Source organism: Paenarthrobacter nitroguajacolicus, assembly GCF_031455195.1.
In the GTDB taxonomy this organism is placed as follows: Bacteria; Actinomycetota; Actinomycetes; order Actinomycetales; family Micrococcaceae; genus Arthrobacter; species Arthrobacter nitroguajacolicus_D.
In genome coordinates this window covers 181754-205429 of the sequence record NZ_JAVDSH010000001.1, presented here as the reverse complement: position 1 = coordinate 205429, position 23676 = coordinate 181754, and the positions used below count along the sequence as shown (strand labels likewise).

Here is a 23676-nt window from a genome sequence, read left to right as displayed (position 1 = left end):
CGGCAGTTGTAGCGTTGTCACATGGCTATCGACTTGCGCCCCCTGGGCAAACTCATCCTGCGATCGCTCAGGTCATTGGGAGGCAGCAACACCAAACCAGCCACCCGCCCGGGCGCCGTAAAGGCGCAAACCCATACTGGCGGCGTCGGCGGCTCCTACCCCGGCGACTTTCGCGGGCCGCTCCGGCCCAAGTACTCCCCCAAGCCGAATGGGCAGCCGGACCCTGGCGAGATCGTGTGGGGGTGGGTGCCCTACGAAGAGGACTACAGCCGGGGCAAGGACCGCCCCGTGCTGCTTGTGGGCGATGACGGCCGGTGGCTCCTGGGCCTCATGCTGACGTCAAAGGACCACGACCACGGTGCCCAGGCCGACGACTACGTCGACATCGGCGCCGGGGCTTGGGACCGGCAGGGGCGACCGAGCGAAGTCAAAGTGGACCGCGTGATCCGGCTTGACCCGGGGTCCATCCGCCGGGAGGGCGCCGTGCTGGAAAAGGCCCGGTTCAACGAGGTGTCCCGGGCGCTCCGCGCGCAGCACGGCACGCGTTGAGTTCAAAGTCGCCGCCGGGGCCAGCCTTCTGCTATTCTTTATAGCTGTGTGTTCGTGCAGGTCGACGGCCACACATGGTTGGCTGCCATAGGCATCCCCACGCCGCTCAGTCGATGGCCAACCTGAAAACCCTCTAGACCATTTCCGCATTAAAAAGAGAGTTCATACGTGGCTAATATCAAGTCCCAGAAGAAGCGCATCCTCACCAACGAGAAGGCTCGCCTGCGCAACAACGCAGTCAAGTCCGAGCTGAAGACTGCCATCCGCGCCGTCAACACCGCCGTTGAGTCTGCTGACAAGGATGCTGCTGGAACTGCACTTGTTGCTGCCAGCCGCAAGCTGGACAAGGCTGTCAGCAAGGGCGTTATTCACAAGAACAACGCTGCAAACCGCAAGTCGGCGATCTCCAAGAAGGTCAACGCACTCTAAGGTTTTTCCAGTTCGACTGAGCTGATCAAAAGGCCGGCGCCCATAGGGTGCCGGCCTTTGGGTTTAAGCGGCATCGCCAGCGGCACAGCGGCTGGGGTGGTGCCGTGCCGCGAGCCGTGCGGCCTGGTCAGCGTCGACTGGCCGACGTGGCGATCACCGTCACTGCGTGTTCCACGGCATATACGGGATCACGGGACAGCCCTTTAACCTGTGCGTCCGCTTCCGCGATGACCTGAATAGACCTGATGAGACCCTCGGGGGTCCATCGTCGGACATCCCGTTGAGCCTGCTCCACGAGCCAGGGCTGCATCCCCAAATTCCTGGCGATGGTGGCCGGAGAGCCATTGGCCCCGGCCACCTTGGCCAGGGTACGCAACTTGGCCGCGAGGGCTGCCACCAAGGGCACAGGATCCACTCCTGTTGCCAGGGCATGCCGAAGCGTTGACAATGCCACCGGACCATTTCCGGCCATGGCCGCGTCGGCAACCTTGAAGGCAGTGGCTTCCACCCTTCCGCCGTAGTATCGCTCAACAGTTGCTGCATCCACGGCTGTGGTGGCATCGGCAATCAATTGGCTGCAGGCTGCGGCGAGTTCGGAAAGGTTGGCGCCCACCGCGTTGACCAGGGCCTGGACAGCTTCGCCCTCAATGCGCCGGCCCCCGGCCTTGAACTCGGAGACCACAAAGGCGGTCTTGTCAGCATCCTTCTTGAGTGGCTGGCAGTCCACCACCGGCCACCCAGCCGACTTGACGGCGTCGAGCAGTTTCTTGCCGCGAACGCCACCCCCATGCCTGAGGACCAGCACGACATCCTGGTCCGGGTTGCGCAGGTATGCCAGGCCATCGGCGAGGAAGGCGTCGTTCATCGCTTCCAGGCCCTCAATTTCAATGAGCTTTCCCTCACCGAACAGTGACGGGGTAACGGTCATTGCCAACGAACCAGCCTCATAGGAGCCAGCGTTGAGCCGGCTCAACTCCACCTCCGGCGTAGCCGTCCGCACATGGGACCGGATGCGGTCCATGGCACGAATGCCCAGATACTCCTCGGGGCCCGTGACCAACACCACGGACGCCGGAGTTACCTCACGCCAGCTGACGTTGTTGGCCGCGGCGGTTTTGGCCCGGTTGTTTTGGGCAGCAGCCACTGGTGGTTCCTTCCGGACGTTTCCTTGCAAGGTTCAAGTCTGCCATGCCCAAAGGGAGGCTTGGGTCAGGATCTCACCAGGGCATTGTTCAGAAGGTGTTCGAAAACGCTGTGGTGCCGATATCCGTACCGCTGATCTGATATTCGAGGGTTGTGGTTTCAGACGGACCTTTCCGGGTGACCCCGAGGGCGAACTCGAGTGCTTCAGGGTCCACCGTTGTACTGACGCAATGGAACTGCCTGGTGGCGGCAGGGTCCTTGGTGCAACTCCAACCGTCGGGAACAACGAGCTTTCCTGGAATCATGTCGGAGCCTTCGGACACAGTGAAGACCGCTTCCGCTTCGCTGGGAGTAGCCCCTCCAAGATCGAAGGTAATGAACACGTTGACATCGGAGGCTGTTGTGCCCGCTTCTGTCCTGAAGGTGGCATTCACCTCCGGTTCCGGCTGCGGGGTGGCCGTAACTGACGGAAGGGGCGTGGCGGACGGGCCCGGCGTTGGTGCTTGGGTTGGAAGCAAGGGTGGCAAGGAACCAGGTTCTCCCGGAACGCTGGGTGGCAGCGGAAGCACGGGAACTCCTGGCGAGGCCGACGGGACGGGCAAGGCGGCCGGCGGCCGCTCCACATCCGGAAGCAACGGGAGGACCTTGGGGCTCCCGACCTTTGTACTGCCAGAAGAGGGCTTACCGGGGACTGCCGGAACCACTTCCTGGTCCTCTTTCCCAGGATCGGAGCCGTCCCCGACGACGGCGGGAACTGATTCCGGACTCGCTGCGGGCCTGGCTGAGGGAGCATTAACAACGGGCATGGGGCTCAACGCTCCAGCTGGTCCTTCCACCTGTGGCGATCCCGTCACTCCCATCGCCACTGCCGCGCCCACCACCACCGCTACGCCCGTCAGCACACCGACGCCAATTTTCCACGTCAATGACAATTGCTTGGACGCGGCGTGGGAACTCCGTCCCACAGCCGTTGTCCCGGAACCTGAAAGAGCCGGAACCGCCGCAGTGAATGTGACACCGGTGACCAGGGGGAAGATGACTGCGCGCATTGCTGATTGGACATCGTTGAGGTCCAGCAACAAAGCTGCGCATCGGGCGCACTCGTCCAAATGCGCCTGGACCCTGTCATGGGATCGTCGGCGCAGCCCATTGCGGGCATACACACCGAGCTGCGATGAATACTCTTCGCAGTCCTGTCCCGCGGAAGAACTGACATGCTGCTGCAGGTAGACCTGCCGTAGGCGTTCCCTGGCCCGCAACGCCAGGGAGGATACCCCGTTTGGGCTCAGTCCAAGCATCACCGAAGCCGCTGCCGGCTTCATCCCTTCTATATCCACATACCAAAGGACCGCCTGCCAGCGTTCCGGAAGGGCCTTGAAGGCCCGGGCGACGGCTGCGGACTCGAACTCAGCCATGGCCGGGTCCTGATGGACCTCTACGGTATCGAGCACGTAGGGCTCGTCCGTGGGCCGGATGCGGGACGCAGCCTGGTTGGCCTTGAACGAGATACGCTTCACGGTGGTTAGCAGGTAGGCCCGGAAGAACGTATCCGGTCCCTTCCCTGAGGTCAGGGACTGAAATACGGAGGCGAAGGCGTCAGAGACAACATCGTCGACATCCGCCCGGTTATCGGTCTGATTCGCTGCGACGTGGCGGGCGATGCCGCGGTGCCGCTCGAACAGGGCATCAAAAGCAGCAGTATCACCGGAGCGCACCCGGGCCACCAGGTCAGCGTCGCTGTCAGCCAGGCCGACTCCACCGCCGCCCTCACTGTCAGCTGGAACTGTCCCGTCCACACCGGCCCCCGGTTCGGACGCGGATCACCCAGCGGATAAACCTGATCATCGCTGGCCCAGGCCTATGAGGCCGCGCTGCTGCAGCCCCTTCGCAGTCGCCGCATCCAAGCCCTGCGCTCCACACGGCCAGCCTACGACCAGAAAGCGAATTAATACACCGCGACCCGATGCACGGCGACCCATGGGAGGGCGCGCTTATCTTCCCCTGCGTGATGCCCTTCGTTCCAGGCGCATCACCACTTCACTGTGGAGGGCCATGACGAGCCGCAGCAGACCCGTCGGGTGCAGCATCATCCACGCCACCGTGACGGTGACCGCTGAGAAAGTCACCATGGCAATTACACCTGCCGGGCCTTCAGCCCAAGGCAGCGCCGCGCCCGGCAGCCCGGCAAAAAACCTGGCCACAGCCGCTACCGCCCCGGCGCAATGACCCGCGATTGCCAGCGGCAGCACCGCCAACCATGGGGCGACAGCCGACAACGGCACCGCAATGGTCCCCAGAATCGTCACAGGAGCCACCAGCGGGCCTGCCACCACGTTCGCGACCAGCGAGTACAGGGTGAACTGGGGCTGCAGCGCAGCAATGACGGGGCCACACAGCAACTGCGCCGATAACGGCACCGCAACGCCAGCTGCCAGCCACCGGGGCACCGGGGTTGGTATCCAGGAACCGATGCGGCTGGCCAATAGAACAATCCCCAAGGTGGCAAGCACAGACAAGAGAAACCCCACATCGCTTGCCAGCGAGGGGTCCACTATCAGAAGGGCGGAACTGGCAAGGCAGAGAAATGTCAAAGCCCGCCCCCTTAACCCAACAACCAGGGCTGTCACCCCCACACAGCCCATCACCGCCGCGCGCAGCACGCTTGGGTCCGGGCCCACCAACACCACGAACGCCAGGAGCCCGCCGGAACCACATGCGGCAGCAAGGGGACGGGACAACCGGAAGCGCCTTGCCAACAGAACGAATCCGCCCAGCACCAGGCTGCAGTTCGCGCCGGACACGGCCGTCAGGTGGGTCATGCCCGTCGTTTTCATGTCGAGGCCGAGGCTTTCCGGCAGGGCGCTCGTGTCTCCAGTGACCATGCCGGGCAACAATCCGGCGGCGTCCGGGGGTAGCCAGCCGGACGCTTTGACGAATTGCTTCCGCAAGTCCCCCGCTACACCCCGCACGTCGAAATCAGCCCCCATGAAGACGGGAGGAGATGCCGCAGAGAGCAAACCCGCTTCCGGTTGGCCTGTCCGCACATCCTTGAGCGAGCCGGTTGTCCTGACCCGGTCGCCCGCCCGCACGTTTTGCCAGCGATGATCACCCACAACCACCACATCAGCCTCCCCCCGCACCCTGGCGCCAGAGTACGTGGCGTCGATCAGCCGCGCATTGACGGTCCACCGATCCTCCGTGGACTTTCCCGGGGAAGGAGCTTTGGCGGGGATGCCAGTAATGAGCAAATGGGCGACGACCCCGTTCCCTGACCCAATGGCCGGTGCGAGCGGGCCGTGTTCCTGCTTGGCGGCGGTCACGGCGCAGTGGACCGCAACAGCTGCCCCCACCACACAGGCCAGGGCAAGGGTGGCAGCCATGGTTCGTTGGGACCTTCGCGACTGGTAACGTCCCCCCACCAGTAACCCTCCTCCAGCCAGGATCAGCCCGAATGCCAGGACTGAGCAGCCTGCCCCGCCCAATATCCCCCCGGCCAGCGCAGCAGCCCATGAAACCAGGACCGTGGGTACGAGCCTCAGGTCCAGGCGGCGCGGCGCAGCTCCCGCATCAACCACTGCCCACCGCCACGAGGTCCTTCAACGCCTCCATCAGCTTGGGGCCAATCCCATCAATGGCGTCGAGTTCATCCACCGAGGCGAACGGACCGTGTTCCTTCCGCCAATCGACGATGCGCTGTGCCATCACCGGCCCAACCCGTGGCAGCGTTCCGAGTTCTTCGACTGACGCCGTATTGATGTTGACCTTGGCAGCCGCTCCCCCGGTTGTCCCCGCTGGAGTGCTTGCGGAGCCGGAACCGGACCCGCCAGTACCTTCGGCTGGCGGAGGTTGCGATGGCTCCCCGACAGCCGGTACACGAACCTTGATGCCGTCCGTGAGGACTTCCGCCAGGTTCAGGCCGCCGAGGTCGGCGTTTGGCGCGGCGCCGCCGGCAGCGTCGATGGCTTGGAAGACCCGGCTGCCTGCCGGCAACGTCACTACGCCAGGGGCCTTCACGGCACCGGCTACGTGGACAAGTACGGTCCCGGCCCCGCCAGGACCCTCAGGACCAGGCGTATCAGTGGGCTGCGATGGTTCCGCTCCGTCCTCATCGGAACCGGAGTCCGCACGGCTGTCGAGTGAACTGGAAGGCCCGAGGGGAACTGCTGTTGGGGCCGCCGCCAGGGAGATCCACCATTGAATGGCAATGAACACAACAACCACTAAAGCCAGAAGGGCCGCAACCCGCCAAGGTGTCCGCCAACGGAGGCGGGCAGCACCAGCCGGCTCAGCGCCTGCCGCGTCCTGGTGCCCGCTGTCCAGAAGCTCCAGCAACGGTGGCGCCGTGGAGCCGGTAGACAACCGGTCCGCGAAACGCTGCCGGACTGCCTGCGCTGCGGCATCCGGTGGCGCGTCGTGGCTCCAGCGTGGCATGAATCGAGCCTATGGCGGGCCTTGAGGAACAGAACCCAGCGAAATGTCCTATGTGGAAAACGCAAGTGGTACGGGTCAGTCCGTCGGCGTGCTGCTCTCCCCCACGATGACGGCGAGGACGCCCAAGCCCGCGTGTGCAGCCAGGACCGCAGGCAGCGCACTGATTTGCGGCGCGGGGCAGTCCGGGCATTTTTCGTTCAACCGGGCGGCCAGGGCCTCGGCCTCAATTTGATTGCCGAAGTGGTGAACTGCCAGGCGCTGCTGGCCCGCCGGCCTGGACGCGACATCGGCAGCAACGATTTCCTCGAGACGGGCTATGGCGCGCACAGCGGAACGCACCTTTTCGAGCGGGACAATTTTGCCGCCGTCGACGGCCAATATCGGCTTGATGGCAAGGACGGTTCCAAGCAGCGACGCCGCGGCCCCAATACGTCCACCACGCCGCAGCTGCTCCAGGCTGGGGACATAGAAGTAAACCTTGGTCCGCTCCATGCGCCGCTCCGCGAAACCGCGCACTTCTGCTGCTTCGCGCCCGTCAGCTGCTGCCACGACCGCGCTTTGGACGCCCATGCCCTGTGCCATGCCGACCGTGCGCGAGTCCACCACTTCCACGGGAATACTGACCCGGGCTGCAGCCAGCCGAGCGGCATCGGCGGTTCCGGACAGTTCTGAGGAGATATGGATGGACACCACGGCCTGGAAACCCCGGCGCTGGGCAAGAAGGTAGGCCTGTTCAAATTGTCCGGGAGATGGCCTGGAGGTCTTGACAGAGGCCCCTGACGCCAAAGCAAGCGATAAGGTTTGCGTGATGTCGTCTTCGCCCTCACCGTAGATCTCGTTCCCCACCATCACTGGCATGGGTACTACGGCCAGGCGCCCATCGGCAGTGAAAGCCGACACCCAGTCCGTTGGAAGTGCCGCCGCAGAATCCGTGACAACGGCGGTCTTAACGACGGCGGCGAGCGGCTCGCCGGGGGCAGGAACCGGAGCTGTGGGTTGCCGAAGGCGTGCCACTCTTTCCTTGAGCCACATCCATGCGGGTGGTTCTCGCTCAGGCACGCAACCTCCAAAGATGATGGCTGGCCGCCGGCACGATGCCGGCGGCCGCACAATTCCTGCTAGGCAGGAACGATGTTCACCAGTTTAGGGGCCCGCACGATCACAGTGCGGATGCCGCGGCCGTCCAGGGCGCGCTGGACGTTTTCGGAAGCCAGCGCGAGCGCCCGAAGGGCGTCCTCGGTGATGTCCGGAGAGACGTCCAAGCGGTCGCGGACCTTGCCCTGGACCTGGACCACGGCGGTGACCGTGTCTTGAACCAGCAGTGCCTCGTCGTGCTTCGGCCAGCCGGCGTTCGCTACGGAGGCCGGGTGGCCAAGGGTGTTCCAGAGGTCTTCAGCGGTGTACGGAGCGAACAGGCTCAGGATGACTGCAACTGCCTCCACCGCCTCACGGACGGCAGGATCCGCAGCGCCGGCACCCGAATCGATGGTCTTGCGGGTAGCGTTGACCAGCTCCATGAGGCGGGCCACCACCACATTGAACTTGTTGTTGTCCAACAGCTCTGCGGCGTCGGCGATGGTTTTGTGGGTTATCGTACGCAGGGCGCGGTCACCGCTGGCCGGGTCAACACCAGGCTCGCTGCTGACATCCTGGCCGAGGCGCCATGCGCGGGCCAGGAACTTGGCAGAACCCGACGGCGAAACGTCCGCCCAGTCGACGTCGTCTTCCGGAGGGGAAGCGAAGACCATGGTGAGGCGGACGGCGTCGACGCCGAACTTGTCCAACTGCTCGCCCAGGTCCACGCCGTTGCCGAGCGACTTGCTCATTGCTTTGCCGCCGTTGAGCACCTGGCCCTGGTTGAGCAGAGCGGAGAACGGCTCGTTGGCTTCGATCAGTCCGATGTCCTTGATGACCTTGGTGAAGAAGCGTGCATAGAGCAGGTGGAGGATGGCGTGCTCCACACCGCCGACGTACTGGCCCACCGGCATCCAGTTGTTGATCTTTTCGGGATCAAACGGGCCCTCGGTGTAGTCAGGCGACACGAATCGCAGGAAGTACCATGACGAGTCGACAAAGGTATCCATGGTGTCGGTGTCACGCTGCGCGGCACGGCCACAGTTGGGGCAGTCCACGTTGACCCACTCGACGGCGGCGGCCAACGGTGAGGTGCCCTTGGGCGACAGTGCTTCGCCGCGCAGGTTGTCGGGCAGCCTGACCGGCAGCTGGTCATCGGGAACGGGAACTTCGCCGCATTCACCGCAGTGGATGATGGGGATGGGCGTGCCCCAGAACCGCTGACGGCTCAGCAGCCAGTCACGCAGGCGGAAGTTCACGAACTTCTCGCCGGTTCCCAGCTTCTCCAGAATCTCGATCGCGGCCGGAATGCCTTCTGACTTGGACAGGCCATCAAGTTCGCCGGAGTTCTTGAGGGTTCCTTCGCCCGTGGTCGCTACGCCGGTTTCCGAGGGGTCCTCGTCACCGGTGTCCAGTACGGCCCGGACAGGCAGGTTGAAGGCCTTCGCGAAGTCGAGGTCGCGCTGGTCGTGCGCGGGAACGGCCATGATGGCGCCGGTGCCGTAGTCCGCCAGGACGTAGTCGGCAGCCCATACCGGCAGCTTCTCACCGTTGAGCGGGTTGATGGCATAGCGGCCCGTGAAAACACCGGTCTTCTCGCGTTCGGTGGACTGCCGCTCAATTTCGGAAAGCGCCTTGACCTTCTCGCGGTAGGCCATGAGTTCGTCATGCTGTTCCGGCGTCACCAGGTCCAATGCCAGATGTGCGTCAGCAGCTACGACGAAGAACGTTGCACCATAGAGGGTGTCCGGACGAGTGGTGAATACAGTGACTTCCCGCTCGGCACGGTCTTCAGTGGCTTCGATGACGAACCGGACATGCGCGCCTTCTGACCGGCCGATCCAGTTGCGCTGCATGGCAAGGACACGTTCGGGCCAGTGACCCTGCAGTTGGTCCATGTCCTGGAGCAGGCGGTCTGCGTAATCGGTGATCTTGAAGTACCACTGGTTCAGGGACTTCTTGGTCACGGGCGTGCCGCAGCGTTCGCAGGCGCCGTTGACAACCTGCTCGTTTGCGAGCACGGTGAGGTCCTTCGGGCACCAGTTGACGGGCGAGTCCTTGCGGTATGCCAGGCCACGCTCGTAGAACCGCTTGAACAGCCACTGCGTCCAGCGGTAGTACTCGGGGTCGGAGGTGTGGAGGCGGCGCGACCAGTCAGCAGAGATGGCGTAACGCTTGAACGACGCAGCCTGGGTGTCGATGTTTGCGTAGGTCCACTCGCTGGGGTGCGCGTTGCGCTTGATGGCAGCGTTCTCGGCGGGCAGTCCGAACGAGTCCCAACCGATGGGGTGCAGGACGTCGAAGCCCTTTTGGCGCAGGTAGCGTGCCACGACGTCGCCCATGGCGAATGCCTCGGCATGGCCCATGTGAAGGTCGCCGGAAGGGTAGGGGAACATGTCCAGCACGTAGCGGCGTTCCCGCGAGCCGTCGTCGGCCGGGGTGAAGACTTTGAGGTCTTCCCAAACCTGCGGCCACTTGGCTTCCATCGCAGCGAAGCTGTAGACGCCTTCTTCAGGCGCTTCGGCTGCGGCTGTCTGTGCTGTTCCGGTCTCTGTCTCCGGCTGAACGCTCACTGCTGCCCTCTTCTGTTCTTCGATGGCGGTTTTGCCTCCTGCTGCGGTCCCGGATAGCCCCGGACACACAAAAGCCCCTCAACAATGGAGGGGCGGCCGCACGGCTGTTGAAAGCCGGGCGGCTAGCTAAGCAGAAGGATCGCACGCATAGATCTACAATAGCGCACGATCAAACTCCCAAGTCGCATCGAGCGGCTTACAGGACTGATGATTGAGTTGACGGCAGCCGCGCCTCGCCCGGGTGTGGTGGGCACCGCGAAGCGGGCGGGGCAGGCGCGGCTGCCGTCAACGTCAGGTCAGGCTACTTAACGTCCTCGTCGACCCAGTCCATGGACTTGGTGACCGCCTTCTTCCAGAGCCTCAGCTGGCGCTCCTGCTCTTCGGCGGGCATCTGCGGCTCCCAACGCTTGTCCTCGCCCCAGTTTGCGCTGAGCTCGCCGAGGTCGTTCCAGAAACCGACTGCCAGGCCGGCCGCGTAGGCAGCACCGAGGGCCGTTGTTTCTACGACCTTCGGACGGACCACGGGCACGCCGAGGATGTCTGCCTGGAACTGCATGAGGGCATCGTTGGCGACCATGCCGCCGTCGACCTTCAACTCGGTAAGCGGAACGCCCGAGTCCGCGTTGACGGCGTCGAGCACCTCGCGGGTCTGGAACGCTGTGGCTTCCAGTGCCGCGCGGGCAATGTGGCCCTTGTTGGCGAATCGTGTGAGTCCCACGATCGCGCCGCGTGCGTCTGCCCGCCAGTAGGGTGCGAACAGGCCGGAGAAGGCGGGGACGATGTACACGCCACCGTTGTCTTCCACGGCTGCGGCAAGTTCCTCGACCTCCGGGGCTGAACTGATCATGCCGAGGTTGTCGCGGAGCCATTGGATCAAGGAACCTGTGACGGCGATGGAGCCTTCCAGGGCGTAGTGCGGCTTGTTGTCGCCCAGCTTGTAGCCGAGGGTGGTGAGCAGGCCGTTCTTGGAGTGGACGATTTCCTCGCCGGTGTTGAAGATCAGGAAGCAACCGGTGCCGTAGGTGTTCTTAGCTTCGCCGGCCTGGAAGGCCGCCTGGCCGAAGGTTGCTGCCTGCTGGTCGCCGAGGATGCCCGCAACCGGGGTTTCGCGCAGCAACTGAGAGGTGTGGACGTGCCCATAGACCTCGGAGGAGGACTTGATGGTAGGCATCATGGAGGCCGGGACACCGAAGATGTCCAGGATCTCCTGGTCCCACTGCAGTGTCTCGAGGTCCATGAACATGGTGCGCGAAGCGTTGGTGACATCGGTGACGTGGACGCCACCGTCTACGCCGCCGGTGAGGTTCCACAGGACCCATGCGTCAGTGTTGCCGAAGAGGAGGTCGCCCGCTTCGGCGCGTTCGCGGGCACCTTCGACGTTGTCCAGGATCCATTTGATCTTGGTCCCGGAGAAGTAGGTGGCCAACGGCAGGCCGACCTTCTGTTTGAAGCGCTCCGGTCCCCCGTCCTTGCCGAGTTCGTCGACGATGGACTGGGTGCGCGTGTCTTGCCACACGATGGCGTTGTAGACCGGTTCGCCGGTGTTCTTGTCCCAGACCACCGCGGTTTCGCGCTGGTTGGTGATGCCGACGGCGGCGATGTCGTGCCGTGTCAGGTTCGCCTTTGACAAGGCGGAGCCGATGACCTCGCGGGTGTTGTTCCAGATCTCGGCGGCGTTGTGCTCCACCCAGCCGGCCTGCGGGAAGATCTGCTCGTGTTCCATCTGGCCGGTGGAGACGATGTTGCCCGAGTGGTCAAAGACGATGGCTCGGGAGCTCGTGGTGCCCTGGTCAATGGCGATGACGTATTGGTTCATGGTGACGTCCTTGTCTGTTGTTCGTTACTCAGTGGCGTTGTGAGGTGTGCGGAGTGTACGTGGATGGAAAACGCTTAGCCGGCGATGGCGGGCATGATGTCCGGGACCCAGAGGGCCACGAGGCCGGCAAGCGTGCCGCCGACCAGTGGTCCAACAACGGGAATCCAGGAGTACGCCCAGTCGCTTGAACCCTTGCCCTTGATGGGCAGGACGGCGTGTGCGATGCGGGGGCCAAGGTCACGTGCAGGGTTGATGGCGTAACCGGTGGGACCACCGAGGGATACACCGATACCCACAACCAGCAGTGCTACGGCCAGCGGGCCGAGGCCGGAAGGAGTGCCGCCGAAGGTCAGGATGACGAAGACCAGGACGAACGTGCCGATGATTTCGGTGATGAGGTTCCAAGGGGTGGAGCGGATTGCCGGGCCGGTGGAGAAGGTTCCCAGCTTGTTCGCTGCCAGGGGCTCATCGTCGAAATGCTGCTTGTAGGCGAGCCAGCAGACTACTGCGCCCAGGAACGCGCCCAGCAGTTCACCGCCGAAGTACGTCAGCGTGGACCCGAAAGTGACTGCAACGTCGGGGGCGTATTCTTTGCTGCCCTTGACCAACAGGCCCAGGGTGACGGCCGGGTTAAGGTGCGCGCCGGACTTAGCGGCCACGAACACGCCCGCGAAGACCGCAATACCCCAGCCCCACGTCACCATCAAGAATCCACCGTTGTTGCCCTTGGTGCCTTTGAGCGCAACGTTTGCCACGACGCCGCAACCCAGCAGGGTCAGCATCATGGTTCCGAATACTTCGGAAAGGAAAACAATTCCAAGAGACATCTTTGACTCCTCATTTTTCTGTTGTCAGCCCCCTCGCGGGTGAAGAGGCCGTTGGGACGGTTCCGGTCCACGGAACCGTCCCGGTGTGGTGGTCCCCTGGCGGGACCACCTACCCCATTCCGTCCCTGCCGCACGCTGGGACGGTCAAGCTGTTTCCGCTGCTTGCGCTCAGGCTACGAGACTGTGCACGTCAACCTTGTGGAACCGCTGCAGCACTTCCTGGGCGTGGCGGATTTCCGCTTCACGGGCAGCAGCGTCCCAACCAAGGGGCTCTGCCAGTGCAGCAGCGATCTCGTTGAGCAACTCCCCAGTTACCAGGCCCCGGAACGCGAGGGATGTCCGGCGGATCAGGACATCCACCAAGTGCCCGATCTGCTCGTGCTCGGCCATGAACGCCAGCTCGCGGACACTCAGTTCGCGGGTGGAACGCAGCGGCGAGTCGTGTCCGGCTTTCAGGTAATCAATCACCGCGTCCGCCCGTGTTCCATACCGGGTCAACAGGACAGCTACGCGGTCAGCGTCCAGCCCCGGCCCCATGTGCTTCTTGATCCATTCCTGTTCGCCCTGCTCGGTGGCGGGGAATCCGGCACCGCCACCGATGGCGAGTTTCGCCGTCGAGACCTTGCGTTCCATGCCGAGTTCGCGGAGGACGTCGTTGGTCATGTGCTCTGCAAGGGCGCGGAACGTGGTCCACTTTCCGCCTACCAGGCTGAGTACGACGGCGGCCTTACCGCCTGGAGTTGTCACGGCGTCGCTGCCGGTGCGGACGCTGCGTTCGATCCGGTAGTCGCGTGAGACGAATCCGGGCTGGGTTTCGTCGTGTCGGGGCAGCGGACGGACACCGGCGAAGCTGTACACGATCTGTTCGCGTTCCACCTTGATGGTGGGGAACACGTGTCCGACGAGGTCGAAGAAGTAGTCAATCTCTTCTTCGGTGCACACCGCGTCCTCGGACATATCGGCGTCCACATCCGTGGTGCCAACCAGCACACGGTCTCCCATGGGGTAGATCAGGACAATGCGGCCATCGGTGTGCTCGAAGAAGATCTCGCGGCCGTTGCAGGCTGCAAGCAGTTCCGGGTGGTCCAGGACGATGTGGGATCCCTTGGTGCCGCCCATGAATTTGCTGACGGCTCCCATGGCCTGGTTGGTGAGGTCCACCCAAGCGCCCGTGGTGTTGACGATGACGTCGGCCTGGAAGTCGAACTCCTTGCCCGTCAGTTCGTCGCGGAGCCGCACTCCGTCCTCGCCCATGGAAACGAGCGAGACGTAGTTGCTGGCGCGGGCGCTTCCGCCGGGGAGCCCGCCCCCACGGCCGGCCTTTTCGCCATCCTGGAGGACGTCAAGGGTCAGGCGTTCGGGGTTGTGCACGGATGCGTCGAAATACGTTGCGGCGTACTTGATGCCGGAGTGCAGCTTGGGAAGCTCGGCGAGGGCCTTGGTGCGGCCACGGAACTGGTGCCGCGGAACACTTCCGCCGTCGCGGGAGAAGAAGTCGTACATGCTCAGGCCCACCTTGATGAGGAACGCACCGCGCTCCTTGGGCTTGCCCTGCTTGTGCGTCAGGAAGCGCGTGGGGGCGGAGAGGATTCCGGAGAAGGTGCTGAAGATCGGGATGGTTGTCTGCAGCGGCTTGACGTAGTGCGGCGCGATCCGCAGGAGCCGGTTTCGCTCCACTACGGATTCCTGGACGAGGCGGAACTCGCCGTTTTCGAGGTAGCGGATGCCGCCGTGGATCATGTGGGACGAGGCACCGCTGGCACCCTGGCAGTAGTCACCGCGCTCAACAAGTGCCACATCGACGCCTTGCAGGGCGAGGTCGCGGAACGTTCCGACACCATTGATGCCACCGCCGATGATGAGTACCTTCGCCGAGGGCCGCTCCTGCAATGCGACGACGGAGTCGCGCTGCTGTGCGTGCTGTGAGGTACCGGAAATCCTGTTGTGTCCCAAAACTGCTCCCTTGGGCTTGGTTCGTGCGCCGCGCCACTCGCTGCTGCACCGTTCACCACTAATCTTGCGAAGGTGGAAAATGGAGTCAAGCTATTTGCACAAACGTGCAGTAAGGAAATGAGATGGCACGATCACGTCACTCGGATGCGCTCCGGGCTGCACAAATGTATTACCTGCAGGACCTGACCATGGATGCAATTGCCCGCGAGCTGCGGACCTCCCGTTCCACGGTGTCCCGGCTGCTGTCCTCGGCACGGGAAACGGGCTTGGTCCAGGTCCAGATCCGAAGCCCCTTCGACACCGGACCCGAGCTGGAAAGCCAGATCCGGAACCAATACGGAGTGGACGTCCACGTCGTCCCGGTGCTGGACACCCTCAATGAGGCCGAGACTTTGGACCGTGTTGCCATGCAGGCAGCACGAACCATCGGCCCCCTGGTGGACTCCAACGCCATCATCGGCGTGGCCTGGGGTGCAACCCTCAGTGCCGTCAGCCGCCACCTCACCCGCAAGGTGACGCACGACAGCATCGTGGTCCAACTCAACGGGGCGGGCAACATGCAAACCACAGGCATTACGTACGCCAGCGACATCATGAGACGCTTCGGCAGCGCCTACGGGGCAAGGGTGGAACAGTTCCCGGTGCCGGCGTTCTTTGATCACGCGTCCACCAAGACGGCGATGTGGAATGAACGCAGCGTTCAACGCATCCTCGACTTGCAGGCGCGAATGAGCATTGCGATATTCGGCGTAGGCTCAGTCGATTCCGATTACCCCAGCCACGTCTACGCCGGCGGATACCTCGACGAACACGACCTCAGCATGCTGGCTGCCGACGACGTTGTAGGTGATGTCGCGACGGTGTTCTTCCGGAGCGACGGTTCCTCCGACGGCATCACCTTGAACGAAAGATCCACGGGGCCGAGCCACGAGCAGCTCCGTCAGGTCAGGCGCCGGATATGCGTCGTGTCCGGCGCTTCCAAGATCAACGGACTACAGGGGGCCCTGGCGGCAGGACTGGCCACGGACCTTATTCTGGACGAGGCGTCCGCCCGACGCCTGGTGAGTTTCAACGGCCATGCCTGAAGAAATCGCGTCCGGACTGGGTAGAGTCGTTGCTATGAGATCCTCATCCAAGCTGACATCGAGCCGTCTGGCACTTAACAACGGCGTACAGATGGAACGACTGGGATTCGGACTCTATAAGGTTCCGCCCCATGACGCTGACACCCTGGTGGCCACGGCCCTCGGGGAAGGGTACAGGCGCTTCGACACTGCGGCGATGTACGGCAATGAGGTAGGCGTGGGCAGGGGAATTGGGGCGGCCATAGGCGATGCCGCTGCCGCCCGCAGTGCCACAGGTGGTTCCGGCGAAGCGGTACATGGCCTTTCACGCGAGGACCTGTTCGTGACCACCAAGGTCTGGAACGACGACCAAGGCTACGATTCGACGCTCCGGGCCTTCGACACCTCCATCTCCAACCTTGGCCTCGACTATGTGGACCTCTATCTGATCCACTGGCCCTGCGCCGGCCGCGGGCTGTTCACCGAAACATACAAGGCGATGGAAACCCTGTACCGCGAAGGCAAAGTCCGGGCCATTGGCGTGTCCAATTTCCAACCCGGACATCTTGAAGAACTCATGGACAAGGCCGAGGTTGTTCCAGCCGTCAACCAGATTGAGCTGCACCCTTGGCTGCAACAAACCCGGCTAAGGACGCTGCATGAACAGCTGGGGATCGCAACGGAGGCCTGGAGCCCACTCGGGCGCGGCCAGGTCCTGGCAGACCCAGCCATTTTGTCGCTGGCGGAGAAGTACAACCGGACCCCGGCGCAGATCATTCTCCGCTGGCACCTCCAGTTGGGAAACCTGGTCATCCCGAAGGCCAGCTCCCCCGGTCGGATCAAGGAGAACATTGCAGTCTTCGACTTTGAACTGGACACCGCCGACATCGAACGCATGGCGGGACTCGAGCGCCACCACCGAACGGGTTCGCACCCGGACAACGTGAACTAGGACAAACCGTATGGAAAAAGTGGACACCGCGCATTCGCCTGACGGTGCGCAGGCCCCTGGGGAATTCTTCAGCGCGTTTCTGCCCGGGCGGACCCACGCCTCAGACGTCGACGTAGACGGCAGCAACATCGCCTACTGGACCTACGAACCTGTGTCCGTTACAGCTGCCACCCGAACTATCCTGGTCATCCATGGCTTCCGGGGCGATCACCACGGCCTGCTGCGGGTCGCTGACCAGCTCCCAGAGATGCGCATCATCATGCCTGACCTGCCGGCCTTCGGCAGCTCCGAACCATTCGTGGGCGACAAGCACACCGTGGAACGGTACGGGCGGTTTATCTCCAGCTTCATGGCAGCAACCGGACTTGGCCCCAAGACGGTCCTGCTGGGCCACTCCTTCGGATCCATCGTGGCCAGCCATTTTGCCGCAGCGCATCCGGGATCCGTCTACCCCTTGATCCTGGTCAACCCCATTGCCGCCCCGGCGCTGGAAGGCCCCAAGGGCATCATGACCAAACTTGCCGTGCTGTACTACCAGGCTTCAGCGAGGCTCCCGCGCCCGCTGGGGCTGGCGGTGCTCCGCAACCGGGCAATCGTGCGTGTCATGAGCATCACGATGGCCAAAACCAAGGACAAGCACCTGCGCCGGTTCATCCACGCACAGCATAATGCCTACTTCAGCGCCTTCGCGGACCGGAACAGCCTGCTCGAATCCTTCAAAGCCTCGGTCTCAGGGAACGTGGCGGAGGTCGCCGAACAACTGACCCTCCCGGTGCTCCTGGTCGCCGGCGAAAAAGACGAGATCGCCACCCTTCCCAACCAGCACAAACTCATGGAGCGCCTACCCGACGGAACGCTGGAAGTGATTCCCGGCGTCGGGCACCTCATCCACTACGAGACGCCGGTCCCGGCCGCAACAGCCATCCGCACCTTCCTGGAGGAACATCCCGCGTGAAAATCGTCATCGACGCCCGCTTTACCCGAACGGACCACCACGATGGCATCAGCCGCTACGGTTCCAGCCTCATAGCAGCAACATCCAAAATCGCGGACGTGACCATGCTGATCAGCGACAAGCGCCAACTCGCGCTGCTGCCGGACGTTCCCTATGTGATGATCAACAGCCCCTTGTCTCCGATGGAGCTGTTTGTCGCACGAAAGGTCAACCCGCTGGGCGCGGACGTCGTCGTGTGTCCCATGCAGACCATGGGCACCCTGGGACGGCGCTACGGCCTGATCCTCACCTTGCATGACCTCATCTACTACGAGCACCCCACTCCCCCAGGCTTCCTGCCGGCTCCCGTACGGCTGCTGTGGCGGCTCTACCACAAGGCCTTTTGGCCGCAGCGCCTCCTGCTGAACCGTGCCGACATCGTGGCAACCATCAGCCAGACAACCCGTGCCCTCATGGCCAAGTACCAACTGACCAAACGGCCGGTGCGCATTGTGGGCAACGCCCCGCAACCCGGCCAGGCGCCCCGTAATCCTGCCGCGGGCGCCGACAAGACACTCCTGTACATGGGTTCGTTCATGCCGTACAAGAATGTGGAAACGATGATCCGGGGCATGGCCGGCTTGCCGGACTTCACCCTGCACCTGCTCAGCCGGATCACCTCCGACCGCAAGGCGGAACTCGAGGCGATGGTTCCAGAAGGAGCCAAGGTCCAGTTCCACAACGGGGTTACGGACGCCCAATACGACGAACTCCTTGTTCGAGCAACCGCCCTGATCAGCCTTTCCCGCGCCGAGGGGTACGGTTTGCCGCTGGTTGAGGCGATGGCGCTGGGGACACCCGTGATCGCCAGCGACATCCCCATTTTCCGGGAAGTAGGCGGCGATGCCATCAGCTACGTGGACCCGGATTCACCCGCTGACTTCTCAGCAGCCGTCACGGCTTTGGCGAAGGACTCCCTCTGGCAGGAGCGCTCCGTGCGTTCGGTGGAGCGTGCAGCAGGGTTCAACTGGGACGAGTCAGCACAGCAACTCCTTGCCGCAGCCGAGGAAGTCGTGGCCCAGCGTAAACGCAGGGGCTGACGCACCGGGCTAGAGGACGTCCACGCCGTCCAAGCGGAGCTGTACAGGGCCAGACGTGCGCTTGGCGGCACTCGCAGCCTTCACGGCGCGCATGGCGCGGGTAGCCGCAGCCGCGTCGCTGTAGGGGATGAAGTAGAGCATCCTCACATCCGCATCAGCGGCCGGCAGTTGGGCGGCGCCTGTAAGCGGCTGAAGGGGAGCCGGCCCGGCGCTGCGGAGTTTGGTGCCCGAGGGCAGCGCTGCACTGGCCTCGAAGGCCTGCGAAAAGTGTCCGACGTCGGCCCTCCCGCCGGTAACAGAGGCAACCCGTACCGCTGGGGGCAACTGCAGTTCCTTCCGCAGTGCCAGCTCGCGCGATGCGTATCCCGAAGCGTCCCACCGCAGCAGCGCACCGGTCGCAGCGGTATCGTCCGCGGTGATCACCACGAGGCCGCCTTGGCTTGCGGGTTTGACGAGGGCAGCTGCGTTGAACCAGCGCCTGACGGTGTCCTCGCCTGCCCTGAGGTTCTCGCGCCGGAGCAGCGAATTTCCATCGAGCAGCAGGGCCGCAGCGTAGCCGTGGGCAGCCACCGGCTCAGCGCCGACAGTCGCCACCACCAAGGCCGGAACGTCCGGCACGGCCGCTTTGATGTGCTCACCTGATGAAGTCACGACGGCCTTGCCCGGGAAGGCACGCCCCAGTTCCTCCGCCGTCCGCATCACACCCGCCGCACCCCGGCGGAGCCTTGTTCCGCTGCAATGGGTGCAGCGCCACTGGGGTGCTGGTGTTGAGCACCAGCGACACGCAGGTATGGCTGCGCCGCTGGATACGGCCAACGGCCCCTGGCAGGCGTTGCAGCGGGCAAGTTCCCGGCACGTCTCGCACACCAACGACGGTGCATAGCCGGCCCGGGCAACCTGTACCAGGACCGGACCCCGATCCAGGCCCTCCTTTGCCGCCCGCCAGGCCGCCCCGGGCAGGCGGGCAATGCGTGCCAAGGGATCACGTTCCTGCTCAAAACTGTCAGCCGTGTTCAGGACCCGGGGAACCGTCGAACGGACAGCGGATCGTGGTGCCTCGATAGGAACCGCCCACTGCATTTCGACAAGGCGTTGAAGCTCCGTGCTGCGGCTGTGGGCAGCCATGAGGCAGGCCGCACCTTCCTGCTCGGCACGCAGCAACAGGACCTCCCGGGTATGCGCATAAGGGGCCCGCTGCTCGATGTGCAGGTCATCGCCGTCGTCCCAGCACACCACCAGGCCCAGGTCCCGCACCGGGGCATAGGCGGCCGAACGTGTACCAATCGCCACTCCGGCGGAACCACTCAGCAGCCGAAGGAAGTTCCGGTATCGGGGGGTCTGGCCGTCGTCTGCAGTGAGTCGGGCGACGTCGGACTTCGGCAGGACACTCTCAAGGGCGGCTTCCAGCTGCTCCAGGTCACGGTAGTCGGGTACGACCACCACGGCGCCCCGGCCCGACGAGCGGACTGCCGCAACGGCGGAAGCAACAAGCGCCGGCCACCCATGGGGACCGAACCCCTGCAAAGCGGTCAGGACGGCCTTGGGCGTACCACCACCGGCCAAGTGCTGCACGTAGGGTGCTCCGTTGGAGTAAGCCCTCCAGCCATCGGCCGGACTGGAACCCAGCTCAGGCGTTCCGGCTGCATCCAGCTCTCCGGCGAGCAGTTCCTTCTCCACCTTGGCGACCCTGGGCGGGATCGCAGTCCGGAGGACGTCGCTGAGGGTTCCGGCGTACCGGGCGGCGACACTGCCGGCCAGCTCTGCGATGGCCGGAGTCAGGACGGCCACCGGGGAAACGACTTTGTGCAGGGCCGCCAGGGAGTGGGAACCCTCCGAATTGGCGCGGCGCTCCACGACGTACCCGTTCAGCTCCTGGCCGTTGAATTTGACCTTGACGCGCACACCGGGCACAGCTGTGTCAGAAAGCTCCGCGGGAACGCTGTAGTCGAAAGGCCTGTCCAAATGGGGCAAGGAGGATTCCAGCACCACCCGTGCGACGGGGTTCTCCGCGGCGAGGGGCGGTCCGTTGACCGGTGCACGCTCCGGAAAACCCTGCAGGAGTGAGGGCTGGAGCAACGAAGGCTGGGCCTCGAATCCTGCCACGCACTTCACCTCCAATTCACTTCCGGGCACCCTTGAACATCATCAACGCAGAATGCCCGCAGCGGGATTGACCCGCTGCGGGCATCTCTCTGGCTTCAGCAAACCATGGGGCACCGACAAAGTAGTAACCCACGGCCTAAGCCGGGCCAAACGCGATAGATCAGGCGTTGAAGTATTCCTTCAGGTCATCAACCCGGTCCAGTCGCTCCCACGTGAAGTCGGGATCATCGCGGCCGAAGTGGCCATGCGCGGCCGTCTTGGCGTAGATGGGCCGCTTCAGGTCAAGGGCGTCAATAATGGCCCGGGGACGCAGGTCGAAGAGTTCCGTGATGGCCTCGCTGATGCGGGCCGGATCAACAGTCTCCGTACCGAACGTCTCAACGTACGTTCCAACGGGGCGGGCCTGGCCAATGGCGTAGGCGATCTGGATCTCGGCGCGCTTTGCCAGTCCGGCGGCCACTACGTTCTTGGCGACCCATCGCATGGCATAGGCGGCCGAACGGTCCACCTTGGACGGATCCTTGCCGGAGAACGCTCCACCGCCGTGACGGGAGAATCCGCCGTAGGTGTCAACAATGATTTTGCGTCCCGTGAGGCCGGCGTCGCCCACCGGCCCACCGATGACGAAGGCACCGGCAGGGTTCAGGATGTTCGCCGTCCGTGCGATATCCAGGTTGGCCGCGGACAGCACGGGGTCTATCACGTAGCTGGCGAGGTCCGCACGAAGCTGCTCCAGGCTCGCTTCTTCGGCGTGCTGGCTGGAGATGACCACTGTTTCCACGGAAACGGGCCGGTCACCGTCGTAACCTACCGTGACCTGCGTCTTGCCGTCCGGGCGGAGGTACGCGAGCTCGCCGTTCTTGCGGACCTCAGTGAGGCGTTCCGAGAGGCGGTGCGCCAGCCAGATGGGAGTAGGCATGTAGGAGGCAGTCTCGTCGCTGGCGTAGCCGAACATGATGCCTTGGTCGCCTGCGCCCTGGAGGTCGTAGTCGTCCTCCTGGCGGCCCTCGCGGGCTTCAAGCGAGTTGAAGACACCTCCCGCAATGTCGTTGGACTGCTGGCCGATGGAGACGGAGACACCACAGCGGGCACCGTCGAAGCCGTTGGCCGAGGAGTCGTACCCGATACCAAGGATGGTTTCGCGGACGATCTGCGGGATCTCGACGTAAGCGTCAGTGGTGACCTCACCGGCCACGTGCACCAGGCCGGTAGTGGCCATGGTCTCTACGGCTACGCGGGATTCAGGATCCGCGGCCAGCAACGCATCAAGAATGGAGTCGCTGATCTGGTCGCAAATCTTATCCGGGTGCCCTTCGGTGACCGACTCTGAGGTGAAGAGCCGGAGCTTGGACGGGGTGCCATGGTGTTCATGGTGCAGCGGTAAAGTCACTCGACCACCTTACTGGGTTGCGGGACGGCGGCATCTTCCGTGTGTCCCTTTGCTAAGAATTCCGGTGTGGGTTCGGTTACACAGCGGGAAAAACCCGTGCGAGCTCGGCGCCCACCCGGTCGATCACGGCAGCAGCAACGTCGGCCTTGGAACCGGCCGCGGATTCCGGCTCTGCCCCGTGTCCGGAAAGAATGACGACGGAGTTGTCGTCCTGGCCGAAGACTCGGCCGATGCCAACATGGTTGACCACCAGGAGGTCGCAGCCCTTGCGCTTGAGCTTGGCCGTGGCGTGTTCCAGGACGTCCCCCTGGGCATCGCCCGTTTCTGCCGCGAAACCCACGATCAGTTGCTTGCCGCCTTCGGCGTTCCGCCGCTCAACGAGCTCGTGCAGGATATCCGGATTCCGAACCAGGTGCACCAACGGTGCGTCCTCGCCGTCGACCTTCTTGATCTTGGTGTCTGAAACTTCTGCCGGACGGAAGTCCGCCACAGCGGCAGCCATAATAACGACGTCGGAATCGGCCGCCGCTTTCAGCGCCGCTTCCCGCAACTCCAAGGCCGACTCAACGCGGACAAGCTCGACGCCGGTCGGCGGCTCGACGTCCATATGGGCCGCAAGGAAACGGACAGTGGCTCCGGCGGACAGCGCGGCAGCGGCCAGGGCCGCGCCTTGCTTTCCCGATGAGCGGTTGCCCAGGAAGCGCACCGGATCCAAGGCTTCCCTGGTTCCGCCGGCGGAGATGGTAACGACGCGTCCGGCAAGGACACCGGACTGGCTGCCCTGTACCGGCGAGGATTCCGTGCCGGCAAGGGCCATGGCAGCAGCGAAGATCGCTTCAGGTTCCGGCAGGCGGCCCGGGCCCGAGTCCGCGCCGGTAAGGCGCCCGGAGGCAGGCTCAAGGACTGTGACGCCGCGGCTGCGCAATGTCTCCACATTGGCCTGGGTTGCGGCGTGTTGCCACATTTCCGTGTGCATGGCCGGAGCAAAGAGGACAGGCCCGTGGGCCATGAGGAGCGTGTTGGTAAGGAGGTCGCCCGCCTGTCCGGTGGCTGCCTTGGCCAGGAGGTCGGCCGTGGCCGGAGCCACGACGATCAGGTCCGCCTCATGTCCCAATCGGACATGGTTGACCTTCTCGACGTCGTCAAAGACGCTGTTGCTCACAGGATTACCCGAGAGGGCCTCCCATGTAGCCACACCAACAAAGCGGGTGGCCGCTTCCGTGGGAATGACCGTCACCTTGTGACCGGCTTCAGTAAAAAGCCGGAGGAGCGATGCAACCTTGTAGGCTGCGATCCCTCCCCCGACTCCGAGGACTATGCGCACGTGACCTCCGTCAA

General features: G+C 63.9%; 18 protein-coding genes. 6 read left to right on the top strand and 12 right to left on the bottom strand.

Annotation, left to right across the window (positions count from 1 at the left end):
- Nucleotides 1–21 precede the first annotated feature (21 nt).
- Together J2Y68_RS01000 and rpsT are read left to right on the top strand one after the other, a co-directional pair.
- Nucleotides 22–549 (top strand): type II toxin-antitoxin system PemK/MazF family toxin, encoded by a 528-nt coding sequence (locus J2Y68_RS01000; RefSeq protein WP_309988603.1) that lies wholly within the window; start codon nt 22–24, stop codon nt 547–549.
- Nucleotides 550–717: 168 nt separating this feature from the next.
- The gene (gene rpsT, locus J2Y68_RS00995) at nt 718–978 is read left to right on the top strand and encodes a 30S ribosomal protein S20 (RefSeq protein WP_011774926.1); all 261 of its coding nucleotides are present in this window, start codon (nt 718–720) and stop codon (nt 976–978) included.
- Nucleotides 979–1105: 127 nt separating this feature from the next.
- On the opposite strand, the gene holA is transcribed toward rpsT, so the two are convergent.
- The 9 genes from holA to J2Y68_RS00950 all read right to left on the bottom strand — a co-directional run bounded on the left by holA (nt 1106) and on the right by J2Y68_RS00950 (nt 14795).
- Nucleotides 1106–2122 (bottom strand): DNA polymerase III subunit delta, encoded by a 1017-nt coding sequence (gene holA, locus J2Y68_RS00990; protein WP_309988600.1) that lies wholly within the window; start codon nt 2120–2122, stop codon nt 1106–1108.
- An 88-nt stretch (nt 2123–2210) separates the two neighbouring features.
- Nucleotides 2211–3917 (bottom strand): sigma-70 family RNA polymerase sigma factor, encoded by a 1707-nt coding sequence (locus J2Y68_RS00985; protein WP_309988597.1) that lies wholly within the window; start codon nt 3915–3917, stop codon nt 2211–2213.
- A gap of 195 nt (nt 3918–4112) precedes the next feature.
- Nucleotides 4113–5696: a ComEC/Rec2 family competence protein gene (locus J2Y68_RS00980; RefSeq protein ID WP_309988595.1), complete on the bottom strand. Its 1584-nt coding sequence runs from the start codon at nt 5694–5696 to the stop codon at nt 4113–4115.
- Nucleotides 5689–6552, bottom strand: coding sequence for a ComEA family DNA-binding protein (locus tag J2Y68_RS00975; protein ID WP_309988592.1), 864 nt, complete (start codon nt 6550–6552; stop codon nt 5689–5691). The genes J2Y68_RS00980 and J2Y68_RS00975 overlap by 8 nt, the downstream gene beginning before the upstream one ends.
- Nucleotides 6553–6627: 75 nt before the next feature.
- Entirely contained in the window at nt 6628–7662 is a 1035-nt protein-coding gene (locus J2Y68_RS00970; RefSeq protein WP_309988589.1) for a DegV family protein, read from the bottom strand.
- A gap of 8 nt (nt 7663–7670) precedes the next feature.
- Nucleotides 7671–10199 carry a leucine--tRNA ligase gene (gene leuS / locus J2Y68_RS00965; RefSeq protein ID WP_309988586.1) on the bottom strand — a complete coding sequence of 843 codons (2529 nt, stop codon included), beginning with the start codon at nt 10197–10199 and terminating at the stop codon, nt 7671–7673.
- A 301-nt stretch (nt 10200–10500) separates the two neighbouring features.
- Complete coding sequence (gene glpK, locus J2Y68_RS00960) at nt 10501–12015, bottom strand: glycerol kinase GlpK (RefSeq protein ID WP_309988585.1); 1515 nt, start codon at nt 12013–12015, stop codon at nt 10501–10503.
- Nucleotides 12016–12089: 74 nt separating this feature from the next.
- The gene (locus J2Y68_RS00955) at nt 12090–12842 is read right to left on the bottom strand and encodes an MIP/aquaporin family protein (protein ID WP_309988581.1); all 753 of its coding nucleotides are present in this window, start codon (nt 12840–12842) and stop codon (nt 12090–12092) included.
- Between the two features lie 168 nt (nt 12843–13010).
- Nucleotides 13011–14795 (bottom strand): glycerol-3-phosphate dehydrogenase/oxidase, encoded by a 1785-nt coding sequence (locus J2Y68_RS00950; RefSeq protein ID WP_309988578.1) that lies wholly within the window; start codon nt 14793–14795, stop codon nt 13011–13013.
- 122 nt (nt 14796–14917) lie between these two features.
- On the opposite strand from J2Y68_RS00950, the gene J2Y68_RS00945 reads away from it, so the two are divergent.
- Genes J2Y68_RS00945 through J2Y68_RS00930 form a run of 4 tightly spaced genes read left to right on the top strand, consistent with a single transcriptional unit; the run spans nt 14918 to nt 18845 of the window.
- Nucleotides 14918–15880, top strand: coding sequence for a sugar-binding transcriptional regulator (locus J2Y68_RS00945; RefSeq protein ID WP_284985749.1), 963 nt, complete (start codon nt 14918–14920; stop codon nt 15878–15880).
- Nucleotides 15881–15914: 34 nt separating this feature from the next.
- Nucleotides 15915–16811, top strand: coding sequence for an aldo/keto reductase (locus J2Y68_RS00940; RefSeq protein WP_309988574.1), 897 nt, complete (start codon nt 15915–15917; stop codon nt 16809–16811).
- Between the two features lie 10 nt (nt 16812–16821).
- Nucleotides 16822–17766, top strand: coding sequence for an alpha/beta fold hydrolase (locus J2Y68_RS00935; RefSeq protein WP_309988571.1), 945 nt, complete (start codon nt 16822–16824; stop codon nt 17764–17766).
- The gene (locus tag J2Y68_RS00930; protein ID WP_309988570.1) at nt 17763–18845 is read left to right on the top strand and encodes a glycosyltransferase family 4 protein; all 1083 of its coding nucleotides are present in this window, start codon (nt 17763–17765) and stop codon (nt 18843–18845) included. Before J2Y68_RS00935 ends, J2Y68_RS00930 begins: the two co-directional genes overlap by 4 nt.
- 9 nt (nt 18846–18854) lie before the next feature.
- On the opposite strand, the gene J2Y68_RS00925 is transcribed toward J2Y68_RS00930, so the two are convergent.
- The 3 genes from J2Y68_RS00925 to coaBC all read right to left on the bottom strand — a co-directional run bounded on the left by J2Y68_RS00925 (nt 18855) and on the right by coaBC (nt 23662).
- Nucleotides 18855–20948, bottom strand: coding sequence for a primosomal protein N' (locus J2Y68_RS00925; RefSeq protein WP_309988567.1), 2094 nt, complete (start codon nt 20946–20948; stop codon nt 18855–18857).
- A gap of 160 nt (nt 20949–21108) precedes the next feature.
- The gene (metK, locus tag J2Y68_RS00920) at nt 21109–22338 is read right to left on the bottom strand and encodes a methionine adenosyltransferase (RefSeq protein WP_309988565.1); all 1230 of its coding nucleotides are present in this window, start codon (nt 22336–22338) and stop codon (nt 21109–21111) included.
- A 76-nt stretch (nt 22339–22414) separates the two neighbouring features.
- On the bottom strand, nt 22415–23662 hold the full coding sequence (gene coaBC, locus J2Y68_RS00915; RefSeq protein WP_309988564.1) for a bifunctional phosphopantothenoylcysteine decarboxylase/phosphopantothenate--cysteine ligase CoaBC: 1248 nt from the start codon (nt 23660–23662) through the stop codon (nt 22415–22417).
- Between the last annotated feature and the right edge of the window lie 14 nt (nt 23663–23676).

Coding starts and splice junctions, on each gene's coding strand:
- J2Y68_RS01000 (WP_309988603.1), top strand. CDS start 22: ATGGCTATCGACTTGCGCCCCCTGGGCAAACTCATCCTGCGATCGCTC.
- J2Y68_RS00975 (WP_309988592.1), bottom strand. CDS start 6,552: ATGCCACGCTGGAGCCACGACGCGCCACCGGATGCCGCAGCGCAGGCA.
- glpK (WP_309988585.1), bottom strand. CDS start 12,015: ATGAACCAATACGTCATCGCCATTGACCAGGGCACCACGAGCTCCCGA.
- J2Y68_RS00955 (WP_309988581.1), bottom strand. CDS start 12,842: ATGTCTCTTGGAATTGTTTTCCTTTCCGAAGTATTCGGAACCATGATG.
- J2Y68_RS00945 (WP_284985749.1), top strand. CDS start 14,918: ATGGCACGATCACGTCACTCGGATGCGCTCCGGGCTGCACAAATGTAT.
- J2Y68_RS00940 (WP_309988574.1), top strand. CDS start 15,915: ATGAGATCCTCATCCAAGCTGACATCGAGCCGTCTGGCACTTAACAAC.
- J2Y68_RS00935 (WP_309988571.1), top strand. CDS start 16,822: ATGGAAAAAGTGGACACCGCGCATTCGCCTGACGGTGCGCAGGCCCCT.